Annotated in this window: 17 protein-coding genes and 1 pseudogene; 7 read left to right on the top strand and 11 right to left on the bottom strand. The window is 69.7% G+C overall.

Translation table 11 applies throughout. The features are described 5' to 3' along the window. The first annotated feature begins 65 nt into the window (after window positions 1-65). Window positions 66-2,183, top strand: a complete 2,118-nt coding sequence (locus A5787_RS11945) for an acyltransferase family protein (RefSeq protein WP_197507085.1) — start codon at window positions 66-68, stop codon at window positions 2,181-2,183. A 229-nt stretch (window positions 2,184-2,412) separates the two neighbouring features. Here the strand turns inward: A5787_RS11945 and A5787_RS11940 are convergent, their stop codons facing one another. Together A5787_RS11940 and A5787_RS11935 are read right to left on the bottom strand one after the other, a co-directional pair. Further along, the gene (locus A5787_RS11940) at window positions 2,413-3,117 is read right to left on the bottom strand and encodes a GDSL lipase (RefSeq protein WP_066966472.1); all 705 of its coding nucleotides are present in this window, start codon (window positions 3,115-3,117) and stop codon (window positions 2,413-2,415) included. Window positions 3,118-3,277: 160 nt separating this feature from the next. Further along, complete coding sequence (locus tag A5787_RS11935; protein ID WP_066966469.1) at window positions 3,278-4,522, bottom strand: acyltransferase; 1,245 nt, start codon at window positions 4,520-4,522, stop codon at window positions 3,278-3,280. A 287-nt stretch (window positions 4,523-4,809) separates the two neighbouring features. On the opposite strand from A5787_RS11935, the gene A5787_RS11930 reads away from it, so the two are divergent. Then, a complete protein-coding gene (locus A5787_RS11930; RefSeq protein WP_066966466.1) occupies window positions 4,810-5,241 on the top strand; it encodes an STAS domain-containing protein in 432 nt (143 codons plus the stop codon). Here the strand turns inward: A5787_RS11930 and A5787_RS11925 are convergent. From A5787_RS11925 to A5787_RS11895, 7 genes and pseudogenes are all read right to left on the bottom strand, one after another. After that, on the bottom strand, window positions 5,225-5,491 hold the full coding sequence (locus A5787_RS11925; RefSeq protein WP_066966463.1) for a hypothetical protein: 267 nt from the start codon (window positions 5,489-5,491) through the stop codon (window positions 5,225-5,227). The genes A5787_RS11930 and A5787_RS11925 overlap by 17 nt on opposite strands. Next, the gene (locus A5787_RS11920) at window positions 5,488-6,000 is read right to left on the bottom strand and encodes a DUF3093 family protein (protein ID WP_066966487.1); all 513 of its coding nucleotides are present in this window, start codon (window positions 5,998-6,000) and stop codon (window positions 5,488-5,490) included. Before A5787_RS11920 ends, A5787_RS11925 begins: the two co-directional genes overlap by 4 nt. A 17-nt stretch (window positions 6,001-6,017) precedes the next feature. Further along, window positions 6,018-7,001, bottom strand: coding sequence for a porphobilinogen synthase (hemB, locus tag A5787_RS11915; RefSeq protein WP_082977182.1), 984 nt, complete (start codon window positions 6,999-7,001; stop codon window positions 6,018-6,020). 88 nt (window positions 7,002-7,089) lie between these two features. After that, window positions 7,090-8,760: a uroporphyrinogen-III synthase gene (locus A5787_RS11910; protein WP_066966458.1), complete on the bottom strand. Its 1,671-nt coding sequence runs from the start codon at window positions 8,758-8,760 to the stop codon at window positions 7,090-7,092. Between the two features lie 22 nt (window positions 8,761-8,782). After that, window positions 8,783-9,727 carry a hydroxymethylbilane synthase gene (gene hemC, locus A5787_RS11905; protein ID WP_066966481.1) on the bottom strand — a complete coding sequence of 315 codons (945 nt, stop codon included), beginning with the start codon at window positions 9,725-9,727 and terminating at the stop codon, window positions 8,783-8,785. Window positions 9,728-9,740: 13 nt separating this feature from the next. Beyond that, complete coding sequence (locus A5787_RS11900; RefSeq protein ID WP_066966455.1) at window positions 9,741-11,111, bottom strand: glutamyl-tRNA reductase; 1,371 nt, start codon at window positions 11,109-11,111, stop codon at window positions 9,741-9,743. 54 nt (window positions 11,112-11,165) lie between these two features. Further along, a pseudogene (locus A5787_RS11895) lies at window positions 11,166-11,478 on the bottom strand (glutaredoxin family protein); the annotation flags it as partial. Window positions 11,479-11,538: 60 nt separating this feature from the next. On the opposite strand from A5787_RS11895, the gene A5787_RS11890 reads away from it, so the two are divergent. From A5787_RS11890 to cmaA2, 5 genes are all read left to right on the top strand, one after another. After that, entirely contained in the window at window positions 11,539-11,850 is a 312-nt protein-coding gene (locus tag A5787_RS11890; protein ID WP_066966449.1) for a WXG100 family type VII secretion target, read from the top strand. After that, a complete protein-coding gene (locus A5787_RS11885; protein ID WP_066966446.1) occupies window positions 11,843-12,133 on the top strand; it encodes a WXG100 family type VII secretion target in 291 nt (96 codons plus the stop codon). The genes A5787_RS11890 and A5787_RS11885 overlap by 8 nt, the downstream gene beginning before the upstream one ends. Window positions 12,134-12,286: 153 nt before the next feature. Then, entirely contained in the window at window positions 12,287-13,147 is an 861-nt protein-coding gene (locus A5787_RS11880) for an HAD family hydrolase (RefSeq protein WP_369829109.1), read from the top strand. A 43-nt stretch (window positions 13,148-13,190) separates the two neighbouring features. Next, entirely contained in the window at window positions 13,191-13,703 is a 513-nt protein-coding gene (locus tag A5787_RS11875) for a MaoC family dehydratase N-terminal domain-containing protein (RefSeq protein WP_066966441.1), read from the top strand. Window positions 13,704-13,714: 11 nt separating this feature from the next. After that, on the top strand, window positions 13,715-14,641 hold the full coding sequence (gene cmaA2, locus A5787_RS11870; protein ID WP_066966439.1) for a cyclopropane mycolic acid synthase CmaA2: 927 nt from the start codon (window positions 13,715-13,717) through the stop codon (window positions 14,639-14,641). An 8-nt stretch (window positions 14,642-14,649) separates the two neighbouring features. On the opposite strand, the gene A5787_RS11865 is transcribed toward cmaA2, so the two are convergent. Both A5787_RS11865 and A5787_RS11860 read right to left on the bottom strand, forming a co-directional pair. Continuing rightward, window positions 14,650-15,741 (bottom strand): lysophospholipid acyltransferase family protein, encoded by a 1,092-nt coding sequence (locus A5787_RS11865; RefSeq protein WP_156763900.1) that lies wholly within the window; start codon window positions 15,739-15,741, stop codon window positions 14,650-14,652. Continuing rightward, entirely contained in the window at window positions 15,723-16,838 is a 1,116-nt protein-coding gene (locus A5787_RS11860) for an SDR family oxidoreductase (protein WP_066966436.1), read from the bottom strand. Before A5787_RS11860 ends, A5787_RS11865 begins: the two co-directional genes overlap by 19 nt. Window positions 16,839-16,900 lie beyond the last annotated feature (62 nt).

The following is a 16,900-nucleotide window of genomic DNA, read 5'->3' as shown; positions in this document are numbered from 1 at the left end:
GGATGGCGACCTAGCCCACGCAGATGACAGTCCGGGAGGAAGAAATCGCCAGCGGCCCACGTCGAGTGGAGCGGCCGACCTCCCGGAAGGGTTTTCGCCCCGACATCGAGGGCCTGCGCGCGGTCGCGGTCATCGCGGTCGTGCTTTACCACGCGGGCGTACCGGGCGTCACCGGCGGCTTCATCGGCGTGGACGTCTTCTTCGTCATCTCCGGTTTCCTCATCACCGGGCTGCTCTGGCGCGAGGCGACCGCCACCAATACCGTTCGCCTGGGCCGCTTCTACGGCGCCCGGGCCCGGCGGCTGCTGCCGGCCGCGGCGACCGTCGGCGTCGTCACCGCCGCCGTCGCGGCCGTCGTGCTGCCGCCGCTGCAGGCGCGCAGCGTCTTCGTGGACGGCATCGCCAGCGCGCTGTATGTGGGCAATTACCGGTTCGCCACGCAGGGCACCGACTACCTGGCCGCCGACGGCCCGTCGCCATTCCAGCACTACTGGTCGCTGGGCGTGGAGGAGCAGTTCTACCTGGTGTGGCCGCTGCTCATCATCGGAACGGCGTGGCTGATCGGCCGGGTGCGCCGCGACGCCGCGGCGGGGGCGACACCGTATGCGGTCGCCCTGACGGTGGTGGCGGCCGCGTCGCTGGCGGCAGACGTGGTGTGGACCCGCACGTCGCCCGCCTGGGCGTTCTTCTCGCTGCCCACCCGGGCGTGGGAGCTGGCGGCCGGCGGCCTGGTGGCGCTGTCGATTCAGCACTGGCGCAGGCTGCCCCTGCTGCCCGCGGCGGTCGTCGGGTGGGGTGGCCTGGCGCTGATCGTGCTCACCTGCACCCAGCTGGGCCCCGCCACCCCCTACCCCGGCACCGCGGCGCTGCTGCCGGTGCTGGGCACCGCGCTGGTGATCGGCGGCGGCTGCGCGACCGGCGGCCTGGGCGTCGGCCGCGTGCTGTGCCGGCCGGCGATGCGGGCGATCGGGCGGGTGTCGTACTCGTGGTACCTGTGGCACTGGCCGGTGCTGCTGCTCATGCCGCAGCTGCTGGGGGAGCCGGCGGGCCTGCCGGCCAGGCTGACCGCCACCGCCGTGTCCGGCGGCCTCGCGGTGCTCACCTTGCACCTGGTCGAAAACCCGGGCCGGTTCGCGGCCGCACTGCGCCGATCGGTGAGGGCCAGCCTCGCGGCGGCCGCTGCCGCCAGCGCGGCGGCGGCGTGCGCGTGCGTGCTGTTGCTGACGGTGACACCGGCGCCCGCGGGCCACGGAGTGGCGGCCCCGAAGGCCAACATCGTCGCGCTGGCCCCGGTGAACGTCCCCGCCGTCAGCCCCCAGGAGGCGACGGTGCGCGAGGCCTTCGCGCAGGTGCGCGACGCGGTCGCGGCGTCGGCGGGCCTGCGCGCCGTCCCGTCCAACCTGGACCCGCCGCTCGCCCAAGCGCCCGCCGACAAGGCGCCGGTGTTCGTCAACGGCTGCGTGCGCTCGTGGCGCGATGTCGGTCAAAGCGAGTGCGCGACGGGCGATACCGCGTCGCCGACGACGGTGGCCCTGGTCGGCGACTCGCACGCCGCCATGTGGGAGCCGGCGTTCCGCCGCGTCGCCGAGCAGCGCCACTGGCGGCTGGAGACGCTGGCCAAGGTGACGTGTCCCGTGCAGGACCTTCGGATCCGCAGCCCGTATCTGGGCCGCGAGTACACCGAGTGCGAACAGTGGCGCGCCGAAATCGTGGGCCGGCTGATGGCCGAGCATCCGCGACTGGTGGTGCTCGACATGAGCCGGCGCTACGGCGCGGATTTCGGCTTCGAGTCCTACGACCCGGCGTGGATCGACACGCTGGGCCGCGCCGTGGCGACGCTGCGCAGCACCGGCGCCACCGTCCTGGTCCTGGGGCCGGCCCCGGACCCACACGGATCGGTGCCCACCTGCTTGTCGGCGCATCTCGACGACGCCACCGCGTGCGCGCCGACGCGGTCGGCCGCGCTCGACGGCGGCGGTATCGGCGCCGAGCGGGCGGTGACCGACGGCGGCGGTGGGCAGTACGCCGACCTGACCGACCTGTTCTGCACCCCCGACCGCTGTCCCGTCATCGTCGGCAACGCCCTGGTTTTTCGCGACGACAACCACGTGACGACCGAGTACGCGCAACTGCTGGCGCCCGTCATGGGTGCGCTGGCGGACCGCGCGCTGGCGGGCGGGTGACCCGCAATGAACTTCTTCCCGCGGACGAACGTCTAATGATTGAAAGGGTTTTGGAGGTTGTGAGATGACTTCGCTGCTGCTGTTCTGCATTGCAGCCACCGCTCCCGTCGCCGGCATCGGCCTGATGCAGTTGCAGGCGCGCCTGGAGCGGTGGGACTACGAGCGGCACGCCGAGGACTGAGCGCGCTAAACCCTTGGTCGGCCGAGGATTTCGCTTACCTTCGCGACATCACCGAGACAGCTGCATGCCGATCAGCGGTGCGATCCTATCCGCAAGATACTGATGCCCCGCGTCATTGGGGTGCACGCCGTCCGGGCCGATCAGGTCCGGCCTGTCGACGAACCAGCGGTCGCCGAGCGGATCGACGAACGCCGCTCCGGCGGCCCGCGCGGCCCCGTTGAGCTCGTCGCGAATCTGCAGGATCGACTCGGGCACGTCGGCGGTCGGCCACGGCGGGCCGATCACCAGGAACCTGGCGGACGGCGCGAACCTGCGCGCCAAGTTGAAGGCGTCGCGGGCCTTTTCGCCAATCAGCGCGGGATCCAGGCCCTGGTCGTTGCGCGAGCCGAAGAACACCACCAGCGCATCGCCGGGCTTGACGGCCCTGGCGGTCAGATCCTCGAAGATGCTGCCGTGGTCGCCGGGCACACCGTAGCCCGCCCTGCCCTCGGCCGCCACGTCGGCGGCGATCCGCACGCCCCGCTGCGCAAGGGCGTGCCAGGTCAGGGCGGTCCACGATTTCGGCCCGAGGCCGCCCTCGTCGGTGCCGGTGGTGTAGGAGTCGCCGACGACGGCGACGTGGTTGAGGCGCGAATCCACGGTCAGCGGTTCGTAGGCCCGCGCTCGCACCGGCCGCGCCGGGGCCGCGCATACCCCATAGACCAGGCCCAGCGCCAGGGCGAGGCCGATGATGACCGCGGACAGACGGCTCACTGGTACCTCCCCCCGGAAACTGCATCGTCACGCGCCGCATCCAAATCAACGGAATCGTACGGGGAAACGGCGCGAACTGGCGTCAAGTCGCGGCTAGCCGCTCCCGCCATGGTATTCGACGGATTCGGGGTGCCGCACCGGTCGCGCGGGGAGGCGAACGTCACACCGCGCGGGCCGAAACCGCTTCCAGCCCACCGTCGATCGGGTGCAGCTTGGTGCCTGCGGGCTCGTCGGCCGCGGTCTTCTCGCCGGCGGGTCGGACGTCAACCATCCGGCGCATCCAGTGGCGGGCGGGCTCTTCGACGAAGTGATACATCAGGGCCGACAGCCCGACGGCGATCGCGAGCAGCCCGATGATGTTCCATTTCCACGGGTTGTCCTGCTCCCATGGCGTGAGCTCGAACTGGGTCACGGCCCATCCCCACGACGTGTGCACCAGCTCGTGAACCATGTACAGGCAGAACGAGATTTGCCCGCCATAAACCATTGCCCGCGTGGACAGCACCCTGGGCAGGCTGCCCACGCCGATGGCCAGGGTTATCACCAGCGGAACGAACAGCACGTCGACCACCCCGCCGCTGTCGTTCTCCACGATTCCGGATATCGGGTGCGCGTGAAACCAATACAGGACGCCCACCATGGTGGCCAGCAGCAGCAGGGAGGTGTACCCCGCGACGCGGCGGCCGCGCTCGGTCAATCGCAGCCTGCGCACGGCGGCGCAGGCCAGGGCGCCGGCGGTGAACTGCGTGACGATCCGCGGCAGCCAGCTCCACGGCGTGTAGAAGTGACCACTGGTCAGCAGCATCACCACGGGCGGCAACGACGCCGCGAACGCCAGCAACATGAGGCTGCGCGCCCTCGTCGCCTGCTTCATCCGCAGAATCACCAGCACAAGCAGGCCGAAGAGCAGATAGGCCAGCCATTCGGCGCTGATCGACCACGCCGGGCCGTCCCAGCTGGAGTCGTCGAAGAACGGCACGAACCAGAGTTGCACCAGCAGGATCTGGCGCACGTAGCTGATCGCGGTGAGCTGACCGGCGTCCGGCGACGGCACGTGACCGACGTGCAGGGTGAAGATCACCCACAGCGCTGCCAGGTGCAGGGTGACCAGGTACACCGGCCACACCCTGGCCAGCCGCAGCCACAGGAAGTGCAGGGTGGCGCGCGTCGACCACGAGCGGCCCATCCGGTCGAGGTAGTTCCAGGTCAGCACGAATCCACTGAGGATGAAGAAGAGGTCGACGCCCTGGGCCCCGCAGTTGAGCACCGGCGCGAGGGCGTCGCGGAAATCCGGAGAGACGTCGCTCACCATCGGGCGGAAGTGAAACAGCACCACCCACACCGCGGCGACGATGCGGAGTCCCGTCAGGGCTTTGACCTCGCCCCTGATCTCTGCGCCGCGCACGATGCTCTTTCCGTCTGGACTCACGTTTCGTATCCGATTGGTCCGGCTGACCGGGCGTTCACAAGCCCCCCGACTGGCAACCGGCAGCCCACGAAGCCTAACAGCGAACGGCATGCGATCGCGTGACGGGCCGTGGCGTGCCACACGGATAAAACCACTGCGACGTTGCTTGAACCGGCGCCAAACTCCCCGAAATTCGCTTCTTAGCAAAGAGTTAGAGGCGGCTTTCGGTCTCCTTAGATTTGGCGGGCACCTTTAAGGGACAGGTTGAACGGAATGGGGCGCTCATGACAATCACGGCCGTTGCGACTCGGCACGGTTACGGCACTTTCGACTGCGACGGTGCCCAGATCCGCGCCCACTGCCGTCACCTGGCGACCGTGGTGACCATCCGCGGCGACGTCAACGCCGCCAACGTCGACCGGGTCAGCGAATACCTCTGGCGTTTCACCCTGGGGAGCAACCCGGTGGTGCTCGACCTGAGCGAGGTGAGCCACTTTGCTGCGGCGGGCGTTTCGCTCGTGCGGCGGCTCGACGAGGACTGCCGCGCCGCGGGAGTGGAGTGGATCCTGGTGGCCAGCCCCGCGGTGCTGGGGCTGCTGGGGGGCGATGGCGAGCTTCCGGTCGCGCTCTCGGTGCGCGAGGCGCTCCGCAACCTGGCCGAAGGCATCGTGAGCCGCCGCCAGCTCGTGCTGCCGCTGATCAAGAAGACGGCGTAACCTTCCCGGCGCCCCGGGTCCGTAACAGCCGGGCGATTCCGACCACCGCGAGCACTCCGGCGGTCGTCACCAGCACCAGCGTCAGCAATAGCAGCTGAGGGTTGTACACCAGCGACGTGGTGATCGGCTGCCCGTCGGCGATCGGCGCGACACTCACCGTGTGGCGCGCGTGCACCCAGGTGACGCCCCCACCCACCAGCGCGGCACAGGCCAGGGCGAGCTCCACGAACGCCCGGTACCGAGCGATCACGCGAGCGACCCGTCTTCGAAATCGTCGTCGGCGACGTCGGACCGGGCCGGCTCCACCCGCTCTTGGACCAGCGGGGTCAGCGCCGCCCGCAGGTGACGATGACGACGTGCCCAGGCCTGGGCGGTGCGGTCGCCGGTGAGCTTGAGGCCGATGCCGATCCGGCGGCGCGGCACCCCGGCCAGTTCGCCGAGCGCCCGCGACGACTGCCATTTCGCCAGCTCCTTGCCGGACGCCTCGTGGTGCTCGGGCTCGGGATAGACCTTGAGGATCTCGCGGACCAGGATGGTTTCGGTGCCCTGGCGCAGGGCGTCCTCGGTGAGCTCGACCGAGACGTGGATCCGTGCCGCGTGCACCTGCAGTGCCACAAACGCCGACACGAGCAGCAGGAAGATGGCCGGGACGACGAGCGACACCGGGGCCCCGCTCCAGATTTCGATCAGGACCATGGCCACCGCCGACGCCGGGCCCAGTGCCACCCACCACCAGCTGGCGCCGGGCTCGTAGAACAACGGCTTCGGTTCGGCGGTCACGACAGCCAGCTTGCCGCATCCGCGGCCCAGTAGGTGAGCACGATATCGGCCCCGGCGCGCCGGATGCTCGTCAACGACTCCAGCGCGGCGGCGCGCTCGTCGATCCAGCCGTTCGCGGCCGCAGCGCAGATCATCGCGTACTCCCCCGACACCTGATACGCGGCCACCGGCACCGGGGAGACCTCCGCCGCCGCCGCCAGTACATCGAGGTAACCCAGGGCGGGCTTGACCATCACGATGTCGGCGCCTTCGTCCAGGTCCAGCCGGACCTCGCGCAGCGCCTCCCGGAAGTTGCCGGGGTCCTGCTGGTAGGTGCGCCGGTCCCCGGACAGGCTCGAGCTCACCGCCTCGCGGAAGGGGCCGTAAAACGCCGAGGCGAACTTCGCGGCGTAGGCCAGGATCACCACGTCGGCGTAGCCGGCCGCGTCCAGGCCGTCGCGAATCGCGGCCACCTGGCCGTCCATCATGCCGCTCGGTCCGACCACGTGGGCGCCCGATTCCGCCTGTGCCACAGCCAGTTTGACGTAGCGGGCCAGGGTGGCGTCGTTGTCCACCCGGCCGCGGGCGTCCAGGACCCCGCAGTGCCCGTGATCGGTGAACTCGTCCAGGCAGGTGTCGGCCATCAACACGGTGGCGTCACCGAGATCCTTGGCCAGGTCACGCAGCGCGACGTTCAGGATGCCGTCCGGATCGGTGCCGGCCGAGCCGGTCGAGTCCTTGTCCTGCTCGCGGGGCACGCCGAACAGCATCAGCCCGCCAACCCCCGCGGCGACGGCCTCTTCGGCTGCCCGGCGCAGCGAATCCCGGCTGTGCTGAAGGACGTTGGGCATCGACGTGATCGGTCGCGGTTCGTCGAACCCGTCGGCGACGAACATCGGCAACACCAAATGCCTTGGCTCCAAAGATGTTTGCGTCACCAGACGACGCAGCGCGGGGGTGGAGCGGAGCCGGCGCGGGCGCTGCCGCGGGTACGCGCTCACGGGCGTCCGTCGCCGCGAACGCGCGCAGAATGCCAGCCCCGACGGCGTGTCGGTGTGCAAACACGCGCGCTCGCGGGTCCGGCACCCACTAGCGCCTGCGGCTCTTCTTACGCGGCGGCGGCAGCGCACCCTCGGCGCGCAGCCGCGCGGCGTGCTCGGCCAAGGCGTCGACCAGCGGGCCGACGGCGGCGGTATCCGGTTGCACGTCCACCCGCAGCCCGAATTCCGCGGCGGTCTCGGCGGTCTTGGGGCCGATGCAGGCGATGATCGTCCGCGCGTGCGGCTTACCGGCGATGCCGACCAGGTTGCGCACGGTCGAGCTGGAGGTGAAGCACACGGCGTCGAAGCCGCCCGTCTTGATCATCTCGCGGGTGGTCGCCGGCGGTGGCGCGGCGCGCACGGTCCGGTAGGCGGTGACGTCCTCGATCTCCCAGCCGCGCTCGCGCAGCCCCTCGGCCAGCGTCTCGGTGGCGATGTCGGCCCGCGGCAGCAGGACCCGGTTGACCGGATCGAAAATGCTGTCGTAGGGCGGGAAGTCGTCGAGCAGACCGAGCGAGGACTGCTCGCCGGCCGGCACCAGCTCGGGGCTGATCCCGAAGGCACGGACCCGGTCGGCCGTCGACTCGCCGACGCAGGCGATCTTCACCCCGGAGAACGCGCGGGCGTCCAGGCCGAACTCGCCGAACTTCTCCCACACGGCGCGCACCGCGTTGGTGGAGGTGAACACCACCCACTGGAAGCGGCCGTCGACCAGGCCCTTGACCGCCCGCTCCATCTGGGCGGGGCTGCGCGGGGGCTCGACGGCGATGGTCGGCACCTCGATCGGCAGCGCGCCGTACGACGTCAGCCGCTCGCTCATCTCGCCGGCCTGGTCCTTGGTGCGCGGCACCAACACGGTCCAGCCATAGAGCGCGCGGCTCTCCCACCAGTTCAGCTTCGCCCGGCTGGCGACCGTCTTGCCGATGGTCACCACCAGCGGCCCGGTCATGGGGCCGGCCGGGTCGTTGCCGCCCAGGATGGCCGAATCGGTCAGGCCCTGCAGCGTGGTCTCGACCGAGCGCTGCTGGCAGGTGGTGCCCTGCGCGGTCACCACGCAGGGGGTGGTCTCGGCCAGCTCGTGCTCGATCAGGGCGCGGGCCGCGTCGGCCAGGTGCGAGGCGGTGGCCTGCAGGATCAGCGGGCCGGGGGCAGCCGCGAGGGCGTCGAAGTCCACGTCGCCGCGGACGTCGGCGACCGTGTGCGACGAGCCCAGCGGCAGCCCCGCGTAGGTCGGGACGGCGCTGGTGGCGGCCAGCCCGGGCACGATCTCGATGTGCAGGTGGCTGCGCGCGACGGCGTTCACCTCGGTGATGACGGCGTCCAGCGTCAGCGGGTCGCCGGCCACCAGCCGCACCACGTCGGCCCCCGAACGGGCCTCGGCGACAAGCGTTTTGGCGACCTCGGCGGGCTCGCCCAGCGCCGGGCGGACGTCCGGGCCCTCGGTGATCACCGCCGGTGCGGCCTGGGCCCGATCTTCCCCGGCCCCTGGGCCATCGCCGACGGCGTTGCCGTCCGGGCCGGCCGGCGCCGGGCCGGAGACCGGCGGCAGGTCCTTACCGATGAGCGCGAGCACGGGTTCGGGCACGTCGGGGTCGGTGAATACCAGGGCGGCGTTGGCCAGCACCGTGGCCGCCCGCGTCGTCAACAGTCCCGGGTCGCCGGGGCCCGAGCCCACGAACGTGATGTGGCCCGGTCTCGGCTTACGCCCTCGCGTCGTCATTGTCGCTCCCAAGTGATTCTCTTCAGTTTCCTCGCGCGGGGTCTTGCCGCGCTCCCCCGATCAGCTCTCCGGCCCCCAGCTCGAGCAGCTCGGCGGCGACCGAGAGCCCCAGCTCCCGGGCCCGACCGGGAGTGCCGATGCCGGACGCGCGGATCACGTCGGACCCGTCCAGCGCCGCCACGCAGCCGCGCAGCGACAGCTCTTCGAAGACCCGGCCCTCCTCATCGATGGACTCGACCACCTCGGCGATCGCGCCCACCGGTGCCGAGCAACCGGCCTCCAGTTCGGCCAGCAGGGCTCGCTCCGCGGTGACCGCCGCTCGCGTGTCGGCGTCGTCCAACTCCGCCAGCACCGCCACCAACTCGGCACCGGCGCGACACTCGACGGCGAGCGCGCCCTGAGCAGGTGCTGGCAACATCTGCACCGGCTCTAGCGTCTCGGTGACATCGTCGAGGCGGCCCAGCCGGGCGAGACCGGCGCGGGCCACCACGATCGCGTCAAGATCACCACTGCTTACCCTGTTCAACCTGGTATCTAGGTTGCCTCGTAGGGGGCGGATTTCCAAACCGAGACCCAATGCTCTAAGCTGTGCCGCCCTTCGCGGCGAAGACGTGCCCACCAGCGAACCCGCCGGCAACTCCCCGAGCACCAGCCCGTCCCGTGCGACCAGCGCGTCGCGGGGGTCGTTGCGCGGCGGTATCGCGGCGATGGTGAACCTCGGGTCGTCGGCCGTGGGCAAATCCTTGTGCGAGTGCACCGCGGCGTCGACGCGGCCATCGTCGATGGCCTCTCGCAACGCGGTGGTGAAGGCGCCCACGCCCAGGCTCTGAATGGGCGCCGACGACCGGTCGCCGGCCGTGCTGATGATCACCAGTTCGGCCGGATGGCCGTTGGCGATCAAGGCGTCTCTGACGACACCGGCCTGGGTGGTGGCCAATAGGCTGCCCCGGGTGCCTATCCGGATCACGTGCGGCAATGGCCTACTCGCCGGCTTGTTGAGGCGTGGCGGCGTCGAATCCACTTGGTGCGACCGGCAATTCACCAGCGGCGACGGCATCGACGGCGGTCTGGTCAAGTTCGAACAGTTCGCGCAGCGCCTCGGCGTAACTGTCGCCGCCCGGGGCGCTGGCGAGCTGCTTGATCCGCACGGTGGGTGCGTGCAGCAGCTTGTCGACCACGCGGCGCACGGTGCGCGCCACCTCCTCGCGGTGGGCGCTTTCCAGGCCGGGCAGCCGATTGTCGAGGCGCAGCAGTTCGGCTTCGACGACGTCGGCGGCCCGCTGGCGCAGCGCCGTCACCGTCGGGGTGACCTCGGCCATCCGCTGCCCCGCCAGGTACGTGGCGACCTCGGCCGCCACGATGTGGCGCGCGGCGTCGACGTCGGCGGCCGCCGCGTGGGCGGACGGCTCGCGCTGCACGCGGTCCACGTCGACGACCCAAACCCCGGGCAGTCCGGCCACGGCCGGGTCGACGTCGCGCGGCATGCCCAGGTCGCAGATGACCAGCGGGTGGGCGGCCTCGTCGCGGCGGGCCGCGGCCAGCGCGTGGTGCACGTCCGCCAGCGAGACCACGGGGCTGACGGCGCCCGTGCAGCTCACCACGACGTCGGCGTCCGACAGCGCGTCGGCCAGCCGGTCCAGCGTCAGCGCCTCGGCCCGCACGCCGGATTCGCGGATCTTGCGGGCCAGCCGCTGCGCGCGCGACGCCGAGCGGTTGACCACCGCGACGTGCTCGATGCCGGACCGGATCAGGTGCGCCGAGGACAGCGCGCCCATCGCCCCGGCGCCGATGACCACGGCGGCCTTGCCCGCCAGCCCGCCCAGCCTGCGCTCGGCCATGCCCAGGGCGACCGACACCACCGAGGCGCCGGCGGCATCGATGGCGGTTTCGGAGTGCACCCGCTTGCCAACCGACAGCGCCCGCTGGGCCAGCTCGTGCAGCACCCGCCCGACGGTGCGGTTGGCCTCGGCGGCCCCGTAGGCGCGGCGCACCTGGCCCAGCACCTGCTGCTCGCCGATCACCGCGGAATCCAGGCCGCTGGCCACCGCGAACAGGTGCTCGACGGCGGCCTCGCTGTAGCGCACGTAGGCGTACTTGGTCAGGTCGCCCATCGACATTCCGGAGTGTTCCGACAGCACCTGCCCGACCACCGCCAACCCGCCGTGGAACGCGTCGACGACGGCGTAGACCTCGACCCGGTTGCACGTCGAGAGCACCATCGCCTCGGTCACCAGCGGCGACTGCAACACCCGATCGACGATCTTGACCTGATCGGATTCGTCGATGCTGAGTTGTTCCAGGACGGAGACCGGCGCACTGCGGTGCGAAACCCCGAAGAGCAGGACGCTCACGGCAGCATCACCTGGCCAGCTCCCTTGCTTTCCCAGTAACTGAACTGCTGTCCACGGTAATCGTTGATCAGCTGGGCTACCAAATAAGTGGCGTCCGCTACCGGGCGAGGTCGGCGCGCAGCCGCGGCTCGTCCACCTCCCAGTAGCTGTGCTCGCGGCCGTCCAGCAGGATCACCGGGAGCCGATCCCCGAACTCCGCCCGCAGCCCGGGGTCGCCCGCCGCCGCCGCGGCGTCGACGTCGGTCGTGGCCAGCTCGAAGCCCAGCTCGTCGGCCAATTCGACCAGCCGGGCGTGCACCCGCACGCAGATCGCGCAGCCGTCGCGGGTCAGCAACTCCACCCGCGGTCGGCGTGGGCCCTGCGTCATGGCGACCAGTGTGGCACCGGGTGAATTGTGGGGCCACGCCGCGGCGGTTAGGTTGCGGCTGTGGCTGCCGAGGACGCGGTGCAGGTCGACCCGCAGGCGATGCGAGGCTTCGCCGAGGCGCTGTCCGGTCGCGCCGAGGAGCTGCGGAACCAGTTCGCGGAGCTCAACGCCCGGGTCGGCGACATGCTGGGCGGCTGGCACGGCACGTCGGGAAGCGCCTACGCCTCCGCGTGGGAGCTGTGGCACCGCGGCGCCGGCGAGGTCGAGGTGGGCCTGTCGATGTTGGCGCGGTTGGTGGGGCAGGCCGGCGGGCTCTACCAGGACAACGAGGCCGCATCCGCACACGCGCTGCGCGGGGTGCGCCGTGGCTGAGGCGTTTCGGGTGGATCCGCAGGCGTTGGCCGATGCGGTGCAACGGATGTCGGAGTTTGCGCGCTACGCCGAAAGCATGCTGGCCGAAATCGATTCGCTGGTAGGCAATTTGCACTCGACGTGGACGGGAACCGGCGCGGCGGCCCACGCCGAGGCGCATCGGCACTGGGCCCGCGGAGAGGCGATGATGCGCGAGGCCCTGGCTCGATTGCGGGCCGCCGGCGAGACGGCCCACGACAACTACACCGGCGCGATGTCAACGAATTCGGCCATGTGGTCCTGACCTGACGGCTCAGGCGCGCAACCCGCCCCGGCCATCCGCCGGATAGGGTTGATACCGGTCATCCCACGGATTCCCGGGCGGCACGGCGAGCGAGGAGGTTGGGCCTTGGTTTCATCGGCTTCCTCTGAGTCGGGCGGCGCGGACCGCCCCGACCTGGACGCGCTGGTCGACAACGCGAGCGCCGAACGCGCGCTGGAGGACCTGCAGGCCAATCCCCCCGAAGAAGGTCACCCCCAGCCGCCGATCGACCTGACCGCGGCCGCGTTCTTCGACGTGGACAACACCCTGGTGCAGGGGTCCTCGGCGGTGCACTTCGGGCGCGGGCTGGCCGCCCGCAACTACTTCACCTATCGCGACGTGCTCGGATTCATCTACGCCCAGGCCAAGTTCCAGCTGCTGGGCACCGAGAACAGCGACGACGTCGCCGCCGGACGGCGCAAGGCGCTCGCCTTCATCGAGGGCCGCTCGGTCGAGCAGCTGGTGGCGCTGGGCGAGGAGATCTACGACGAGATCATCGCCGACAAGATCTGGGCCGGCACCCGCGCGCTGACACAGATGCACCTCGACGCCGGCCAACAGGTGTGGCTGATCACCGCCACGCCGTACGAGCTCGCGGCGACGATCGCGCGGCGACTCGGGCTGACCGGCGCGCTGGGGACGGTCGCCGAATCGGTCGACGGCGTTTTCACGGGCAGGCTGGTCGGCGAGATCCTGCACGGCCCAGGCAAGGCCCACGCCGTGCGCTCGCTGGCCATCCGCGAGGGCCTCAACCTCAAGCGCTGCACCGCCTATTCCGACAGCTACAACGACGTGCCGATGCTGTCGCTGGTCGGCACGGCCGTCGCCATCAACCCCGACGCGCGGCTGCGGGCGCTGGCCCGCGAACGAGGTTGGGAGATCCGCGACTTTCGCACCGCCCGCAAGGCCGCCCGGATCGGGGTGCCGTCGGCGTTGGCCCTGGGCGCGGCGGGCGGCGCCCTGGCGGCACTGGCGTCGAGGCGTCAATCGCGCTGATAGGCTGCGCCGCTGAGACGTAATCGAGCGGGGAGCAAGCGTCATGACCATCCCAGAATCGGCCCAAGACCTCATCGGCAGCCACTACCGGGCACCGGACTATTTTCAGGTCGGGCGCGAGAAGATCCGGGAGTTCGCGCAGGCGCTCAAAGACGATCACCCGATGCACTACAGCGAGGCCGACGCCGCCGCCGCGGGGTATCCCGCACTCGTGGCGCCGCTGACCTTCCTGGCCATCGCGGGCCGACGCGTGCAGTTGGAGATTTTCACCAAGTTCGACATCCCGATCAACATTGCCCGGGTCATGCACCGCGACCAGAAATTTCAGTTTCACCGCCCGATCCTGGCGCACGATAAGCTCTACTTCGACACCTATTTAGACTCGGTGATCGAATCCCACGGCGCCGTGGTCGTTGAGATCCGCAGCGAAGTCACAGACGCCGAGGGTAACCCGGTTGTCACGAGCGTCGTTACGATGCTGGGGGAGGCCGCAAATCAGGACGCTGGCGCTGAAGCAACCGTCGCCGCAGTCGCATCCATATCAGCCGGAAAGTAGGGGCGATTCCAATGTCACAGGATAAATCCGGTGGAACCCAGCTGAAGCCGCCGGTCGAGGCAGTCCGATCCCATTACGACAAATCGAACGAGTTTTTCAAGCTGTGGCTCGACCCGTCGATGACGTACAGCTGCGGTTACTTCGACGAGAATCCGGATCCGCAGAATCTGACCAAGACGCTGGAAGAAGCCCAGTACGCCAAGCGCAAGCTCGCCCTCGACAAGCTCAACCTCGAGCCCGGCATGACGCTGCTCGACATCGGCTCCGGCTGGGGCTCGACCATGCGCCACGCCGTCGCGGAATACGACGTGAACGTCATCGGCCTGACGCTGAGCGAGAACCAGCACGCCCACTGTGTGGCCGAGTTCGACAAAATGGACAGCCCCCGCCGCAAAGAGGTGCGGATCCAGGGCTGGGAGGAATTCCCCGACGACGAGCCGATCGACCGCATCGTGTCGCTGGGCGCGTTCGAGCACTTCGCCGACGGAGCCGGCGACGCCGGATACGAGCGTTATGGCGTCTTCTTCAAGAAGTTCTACAACTTGCTGCCCGACGACGGCCGGATGCTGCTGCACAGCATCGTGGTGCCCACCGCCGAGGAGGGCAAGGCGATGGGCCTGAAGACCACGATGAGCCTGCTGCGGTTCATCAGTTTCATCCTGCGGGAGATCTACCCGGGCGGTAGGTTGCCCCAGGTCGAGCAGGTCGACCGGTACTCCACCGAGGCCGGTTTCACGATCGAGCGCCATCACTTCATCGGCAAGAACTACGTTCCGACGCTGACGGCCTGGGCGGACGCTCTCGAGGCCCACAAGGACGAGGCGATCGCGCTCAAGGGTCAGGAGACCTACGACATCTACCTGCACTACCTGCGGGGCTGCTCGGACCTGTTCCGCGACGGCTACACGAACGTGTGCCAGTTCACCATGGTCAAGTAGCGAAAAGCTCAGCCGAAGAAGATGTTGCGGCGGCCGGCCAGCAGGCGGTACAGCGTCTGCTGGATCGTTTCGCGCACCTGATCGGTCAACTCGAAGGTGACCATCGGGTCCTCGGCGTCGGACGCGGCGTAGTCGTTCGTGTAGATCGGCTCACCGAACGCGATGCGCCACTTCGACGGCAGCGGCACCAGACCCGCGGGCCCGGCCAGCGGGAACAACGGGGTGACCGGGAAGTACGGCAACCCGAACAGCCGCGCCAGCAGCTTGACGTCGGTGAGCATCGGGTAGATCTCTTCGGAGCCGACGATCGAGCACGGGACGATCGGGGCCTTGGTGCGCAGCGCCGCCGTCACGAAGCCGCCGCGCCCGAATCGCTGCAACCGGTAGCGGTCCTCGAAGCGCTTGCCCAGCCCCTTGTAGCCCTCGGGGAACACCGCGGTGAGCTCGCCGGCCGCCAGCAGGCGATGCGCGTCCGTCGCGCAGGCCATGGTGTGGCCCGCCTTGCGGGCGGCTTCGCCGACCACGGGCAGGTCGAACACCATATCGGCGGCCAGCAGCCGCAGGTCGCGCTGCGCGGGGTGCTCGTCGTGCACCGCCACCGACAGCATCAGCCCGTCGAACGGCAACACCCCGGCGTGATTGGCCACCACCAACGCGGCGCCGTCGCTCGGCAGGTTCTCGATGCCACTGACCTCGACCCGGAACCACGACCGGAAGAAGAAGCGCAGCAAAGGCCGAACGATCGCGCTGTTGAAGTGCGGATCGAAGCCGAACTCGTCGACGGTGTAGTCGCCCATGAACCGCTGCCGCAGGAAGCCCGCGACCGCGGCGACCTTCTGCGCGAGGTCGTTGAGCGGCGCCTCGGCCGTGGACGTGGCGCCGGCGGCGCGGCGGTGTTCGTCGATTTCGCGAACGACCGCGGCGATCTGTTCGGCCGACGCGCGACCGTGCGGATCCGAGAGCAAGGAGGGATGTTGACGGGACGACTCAGCCCGCTGATCGGCTCTACGGCGCGCTGCTACCCGACCCCGATTCGTATGCAGTGGAATGACGTTCGCTCTGGTTTCGCCAGCCACGATACCTACCTGCCCCCACCCCATGGAATTGCATTTCGGCTTCCCCAGCGCTGCGCTAACGCTATGGCGCGACCCTCCAGGGAGCGTACCCGATCAGGGGCGATTATGGGAGTCAGGCCACGGCCGCGGACGTAGTCGTCGAACGCCCCGGCCGTCGTCCATTTCGGCTGGTAGCCGAGCTCCGTCCGCATCCTCGTGGTGTCCATGACGCGGCCGTAACTCAAATACTCGAACTGATCGCGAGTGATCTCGGTATATCGGTTAGCCCGTCTCAGCGAATCCAGCGCCCACACGCCAAAACCGGGCACCGGCACGGGGATTCGGCCCGCCCGCCGGATCGCCTGCGACAGCATGATGATGCCGTCGGCGCCGATGTTGAACGTGCCGGCCTTGCCCGCCATCGCCGCGCGCTCCAGGGCGCCCAGCGCGTCCTGCTCGTGCAGCAGCTGCAATCGCGCGTCGCGGCCGAACATGGTCGGGACCAACGGCCCGGCCAGATATCGCGACAGCGACGTGTCCATCGCCGGGCCGATCATGTTGGCCAGCCGCAGAATCGTCACCGCGATATCGGGGCGCCGCCGCCCCAGCCCGCGCACGTAACCCTCGATGTCGAGGCTGTCCTTCGCGAATCCGTCCCGGAAGGGCCGGCGGCTGCTGCTGTCCTCGGTGAACATGACCGGATCGTGCGCGCTCGACCCGTACACCTCGGAGGTCGACTTGAGGATGACGCGGCGCACCGAGGGCGCCTTCTGACAGGCCGCGAAAAGTTGCATCGCGCCCATCACGTTGATTTCCTTCAGCGCCGCGCTGCCACCGGATCGCGGCGCGTACGACGCCGCCGCGGCGTGCACCACCGTGTCGACTTCGCCGTTGCGAATCACCTTGGCAATGAAGGGATTACGAATGTCTGCGCGGACGAACTCGGCGCGGCCCATGCGGCGCAGCATGTCCTTGCTAGGGGCGATCGCGTCCACCGCGATGACCCCCTTGATCAAGGGGTTCTGCGCGAGCCGGGCAGTCAGGTAGCCGCCCAGAAACCGGCACGCGCCGGTGACGAGCACAACTTTGGGGTAGTGCACGGTGCCGGAAGTGCCGGCACCTTCCCCACTCGACTGATCCACCCAAACAGCCTAACGGGCGGGAGAGACGGCGGCGTTACGGCGACGCGACGATCGGCTGGGCT

Source organism: Mycobacterium sp. 852002-50816_SCH5313054-b (genome assembly GCF_001667185.1).
Classification (GTDB): Bacteria; Actinomycetota; Actinomycetes; order Mycobacteriales; family Mycobacteriaceae; genus Mycobacterium.
Note: the sequence above shows the minus strand (reverse complement) of the source record. Positions and strands in the feature narration are given on the sequence as shown.